The 4,998-nt window shown below is 68.8% G+C and carries 4 protein-coding genes and 1 pseudogene; all 5 read left to right on the top strand.

Going from position 1 to position 4,998, the window contains the following annotated elements; genetic code table 11:
• Positions 1–841 (top strand): RNB domain-containing ribonuclease (locus FVW27_RS07725; protein WP_167124079.1); only part of this gene is annotated, 841 nt, incomplete at its 5' end.
• Positions 842–953: 112 nt separating this feature from the next.
• Entirely contained in the window at positions 954–1,676 is a 723-nt protein-coding gene (plsY, locus tag FVW27_RS07720) for a glycerol-3-phosphate 1-O-acyltransferase PlsY (protein ID WP_341806107.1), read from the top strand.
• A 160-nt stretch (positions 1,677–1,836) separates the two neighbouring features.
• Positions 1,837–3,255 carry a threonine synthase gene (thrC, locus tag FVW27_RS07715; protein WP_208294688.1) on the top strand — a complete coding sequence of 473 codons (1,419 nt, stop codon included), beginning with the start codon at positions 1,837–1,839 and terminating at the stop codon, positions 3,253–3,255.
• A 257-nt stretch (positions 3,256–3,512) separates the two neighbouring features.
• Positions 3,513–4,112 carry an IMP cyclohydrolase gene (locus FVW27_RS07710; protein ID WP_167124077.1) on the top strand — a complete coding sequence of 200 codons (600 nt, stop codon included), beginning with the start codon at positions 3,513–3,515 and terminating at the stop codon, positions 4,110–4,112.
• Between the two features lie 219 nt (positions 4,113–4,331).
• Positions 4,332–4,998: pseudogene (locus FVW27_RS07705) on the top strand (GTPase HflX); the annotation flags it as partial.

Genomic DNA, 4,998 nt, shown 5'->3' with positions numbered 1-4,998 from the left:
GCCCATCCCCCTGCCGGACAACGCGGCAGCCCCCCACGCGGACCGGCTGGCCGTGGCCGACAGGCTGGCCCGCGCCCTGCAAGCCCACCGCATCGGACGCGGGGCGGTGATCATCGAACGCGACGATCCGAAAGTGACGTTGTCCGGCGAAGGCTCCGCCACCGTGGTGGACATCGCGGACCAGCCGTTCACGCCGCGCAGCCAGGCCATCGTGGCGGAGATGATGATTCTCGCCAACGCCGGGGTGGCCCGCTGGGCCGGTGAGAACCGCGTGGCCCTGCTGCACCGCACCCAGGACGTGGGCATTCCGCGCGAATACGCCGGGGTGTGGCGCGCCCCGCACGAGGTGGCGCGGGTGGTCAAGGCCCTGGCCTCGTCGCTGCTGGAAACCTCGCCCCGGCCCCATGCGGGCATCGGGGTGCCCGCGTACAGCCCGGTCACCTCGCCACTGCGCCGCTACCCGGACCTGATCAACGAAACCCAGGTGCTGCACGCGCTGGCCACCGGGCAGGGCCGCTGGACCCGCGAGGAACTGGACGCCATGCTGCCCCTGCTGAACGCCCGGCTGGACGCGGCGGGGCAGGTGCAGCGCTTTCGCCCGCGCTACTGGAAGCTGCTGCATTTTCGCCAGAAGGGCGACAAGACCTGGTGGCACGCCGTGGTCACGGAAGAAAACGACGCCTTCGTCACCGTCAGCCTGCCGCGCGAACAGCTGTTTTTGCGCGGGCGGCGCTCCACCTTTGGCGACAAGGTGAACCCCGGCCAGCACTTCCGGGTGCGGGTGGGCAAGATCCACCCGCTGAACAACGAAATCCAGATACTGGACGCGGAAGAAGAGTGACGGCATTGTGGCCCGGCACGGTGCGCGTTCCCGAAGCGACGGCGCGCCCCCCCCGCACGGATGACCGTGGCAACGACATTTCACCCACCCAGCCCCCGCAGGAGGCACGATCATGATGGGTAATCTGCTTTGGATCGCCATCGCCTACGTCATGGGCTCCATCCCCTTCGGGCTGGTGTTCGCCCGCACCTTCTGCGGGGTGGACCCGCGCACCGGCGGCAGCCGCAACGTGGGCGCCACCAACGTGGCCCGGCTGTGCGGCACCAAGTGGGGCGTGGCCACCCTGCTGTGCGATGCGCTGAAGGGCGCGCTGCCCGTGGCCATCGCCATGTCGTTCAGCGATTCGGCATTCTTTCACAGCCTGACGGCGCTGGCCGCCCTGGTCGGCCACCTGCACTCCTGCTTCCTGGGCTTCAAGGGGGGCAAGGCCGTGGCCACCACGGTGGGCGTGTTCATTCCGCTGGCCTTCGGGCAGCTGGTGCTGGCGGGCATTGCCTGCCTGCTGGTGATCTGGCGTTCCGGCTTCGTCTCGCTGGGTTCGCTGACCCTGGTCACGGCCCTGCCCGTATTCCTGCTGGTGTACGGCAAGTGGAAGCTGCTGCCGCTGGCGCTGGTGGTCATGGCCCTGGTGTACTGGAGCCACCGCGAGAACATCGGGCGGCTGGCGCGCGGCGAGGAAAAGCCCTGGCAGAAGAAGCACCACGATGCGGCGCCCACCGGCTGCGCGGCTGACGACGCCACGTGCGCCGCTTCTACCGCTCAGGCAGACGACCAGGCCCCCTGCGGGTGCGGCTGCGCCGCCCACGGCGAACCCGGCGCCACGCCGGAAAAGTAGTTTTCACGGCGCCGCCCCGGCCTTGTCGCCGGTGCCACGGCAAGGCGCCACAACTGCTGCATTGCACGATTCCAAGGAGACCGGCCCCATGTCCTGTCCCACGTCCAGTCCCATGCCCTGTCCCGCACCCGGTCACGACTTTCCGACCGAGCGCACGCGGATGGAGTACGTCTGCCTTGGCTGCGGAGAGCGCCGTGGCATCGACGAACTGCTGTACACCTGCCCCGGCTGTGGCGGCGTGTACCTGCTGGAAGACCTCGATTTCGACACGCTGGCGGAACAGCGCACCGGCTCCGAATGGCGCGCCCTGTTCGACGCCCGCGCCGCCACCCGCACCACCGCCCTGCGCGGCATCTTCCGCTTCTACGAGTTGATGGCCCCGGTGCTGGAAGAAGAGGACATCGTGTACCTTGGCGAGGGCAACACCCCCATCGTCGAGGCGGCCCCCGTGTTGCGCGATGGAGTGGGCATTCCCTTCGCCTTCAAGAACGACGGCCAGAACCCCAGCGCCTCGTTCAAGGACCGGGGCATGGCCTGCGCGTTCAGCTACCTGAAGGCGCTGGTGCGCAAGCACGGTTGGGACGAGGTGCTGACCGTGTGCGCATCCACGGGCGACACCTCCGCCGCCGCCGCGCTGTACGCCTCGTACGTGGGCGGGCCGGTGAAGTCGGTGGTGCTGCTGCCGCACGGCAAGGTCACCCCGCAGCAGCTTTCGCAGCCGCTCGGCAGCGGGGCCACGGTGCTGGAAATTCCCGGCGTGTTCGACGACTGCATGAAGGTGGTGGAACACCTGGCCGAAAACTACCGGGTGGCCCTGCTGAATTCCAAGAACAGCTGGCGCATCCTGGGGCAGGAATCATACGCCTTCGAGGTGGCCCAGTGGTACGGCTGGGACATGAAGGGCCAGTGCGTGTTCGTGCCCATCGGCAACGCGGGCAACGTCACGGCCATCATGGCGGGCTTCCTGAAACTGCTGCGCCTTGGCGTCATCGACGCCCTGCCGCGGGTCATCGGCGTGCAGTCGCACCATGCCGACCCGGTGTGGCGCTACTACAGCCAGCCGGACCCGGCCACCCGCACCTACGCGCCCGTCACCGTGCAGCCCAGCGTGGCCCAGGCGGCCATGATCGGCAACCCGGTGTCCTTCCCGCGCGTGAAGGCGCTGGCGGACAGGTTCATGGCCGAAGGGGGCGAACGGGCCTTCTGCGTGGTGCAGGTTACCGAGCAGGAGATCATGGACGCCATGATCCGGGGCAACCGCCACGGGCACATCGCCTGCACCCAGGGTGGCGAATGCCTGGCCGGGCTGATCAAGGCCCGGAAACTGGGACTGGTGTCGCCGGACGAGCACGCCGTGCTCGACGCCACGGCGCACAGCCTGAAGTTTGCGGGCTTCCAGGACATGTACTTCACCAACAGCTTCCCGCCCGAATACGGCGTGACGCCGGACGCCAGCCTGGCCAACGCGCCCGCGCTGGTGGTCAGCCCGGAAGACAAGGCGCGCCTGTCGCCAGAGGCCTACACCCTGGCCGCCGCCGAGGCCGTGGTGGCAAGGCTGGGGCTGGCGAAGAAGGCGTAACGCCGCATTCAGGGGCACGTGCCCAACCCGCTGCAAACAAACGCGCGGCGCACGGAGTCATTCCATGCGCCGCGCGTCTTTCATGCCTGAACAACCGCAATGCGCATTGCGGTTGTTTTGTGCGCGCCATGCCCCCCGCTACCCCGCCGTTGCCGTTGCCCCGCATGGCGTGGCCTGCCGCTCACGTGCTTGCGCTGGCGGGCTTCTTCTGGCACTGGCAAGTGAACGTTTACGAGATTCCGCGACAAGGAGAACGCATGGAGTTCCTGCCCATCAAACGGGCGCTCATGAGCGCCACGGACAAGAGCGGCCTGGCCGAATTCGCGGCCTTTCTGGCGGGCAACGGCGTGGAACTCGTCTCCACCGGCGGCACGCGCCGCATGCTCGAAGGCGCGGGGCTGAAGGTCACCCCCGTCAGCCGCGTGACCGGCTTTCCCGAAATTCTCGGGGGCCGGGTGAAGACGCTGCACCCGCACATCCACGGCGGCGTACTGGCCGACAAGGACAACCCCGAACACGTGGCCACGCTGCGCGAGCTGGGCATTGCCCCGTTCGACCTGATCTGTGTGAACCTGTACGATTTCGCCACCGCCGCGGCCAAGGGGCTGGACCTCAAGCAGGCCGTGGAGGAAATCGACATCGGCGGCCCGTGCATGCTGCGCGCCGCGGCCAAGAACTACCACTCCATCCTTGTGCTGCCTTCGCCCGCGTACTACGGGCGGGCCATGGAGGAAATGCGCACCAATTCCATGCGCGTGGGGCTGGAATTCCGGCGCGAGATGTCAGTGCTCACCTTTGCCGCCACGGCGGCCTATGACCGTATGATCGCCGATTATCTGGCGGCGGCGGCAAGATAGGCTTCTGGCACCCGCTTCGACTGCCGACCGGGCGTCCGCAAGGGCGCCCGGTTTTGCATGACGCCGCTCCCGCATCCTGTATCGGGTCCGCGGGTTCGCCAGACAGGCCAGACATGGCAGACATGCCAGGCAGGCCAGTGAGCGCCCCTCCCGGCAGGAAGCGCCCGTTTCCGCCGCCCTCACCCCATGTCCCGCTTCCCCGCGCCGCCCCTTCCGCGTATGATGCACTTTCGCGCCGGGCAGCCGACCGCAGCCGATCGGGCGCACCACGTTTCATTCCGCCAGCGCAGGAGCACTCCCATCGCCAAGGTTCTCGGCAACACCCAGGGGCTCAAGCCCAGCCACGTCAAGGCCCTGACCCGTCTGTACCAGCGCCGCTTCCCCTCCGTGGGGGGCTATTCGCACGAGCAGGCCCGCGAACTGGCCGCCCTGTCCCGTAGCGTGGGGCGGCAGGTGGCCGTGCTCATCGACCGGCAGGGCCGCGTGGCCATGGTGCTGGTGGGCGACACCGGGGCCATCACCATTCCGGAGCTGCCCCGCGCCCGCACGGGCACGGGCCGCCTGCGCGGCCTGCGCCTGCTGCACACCCACCTGGGGCCGGACCTGCTTTCGCAGGAAGACCTGATGGACCTGCTGTTCCTGCGGCTGGACGGCTTCGGCGTGCTGACCGTGAACGAATGGGGCGAGCCGCTGACCTACCAGCACGCCCACCTGTTGCCCCAACCAGAGGACGGCAAGGCCTACCGGGTGCACCCGGCCCAGCCGTGGGACCGCGTGGACATCGACGTGGTGGCCCAGGTGGAGGCGCTGGAAGCAGAAATGGCCCGCGCCGCCAGCGACGCCCGCGCCGTGGCTCCCACCCGTGCGCGCGGCACTGCCGCCACCG

Source organism: Nitratidesulfovibrio liaohensis (genome assembly GCF_011682075.1).
Lineage (GTDB): Bacteria > Desulfobacterota > Desulfovibrionia > Desulfovibrionales > Desulfovibrionaceae > Cupidesulfovibrio > Cupidesulfovibrio liaohensis.
This window is presented reverse-complemented; position numbering and strand designations above follow the sequence as displayed.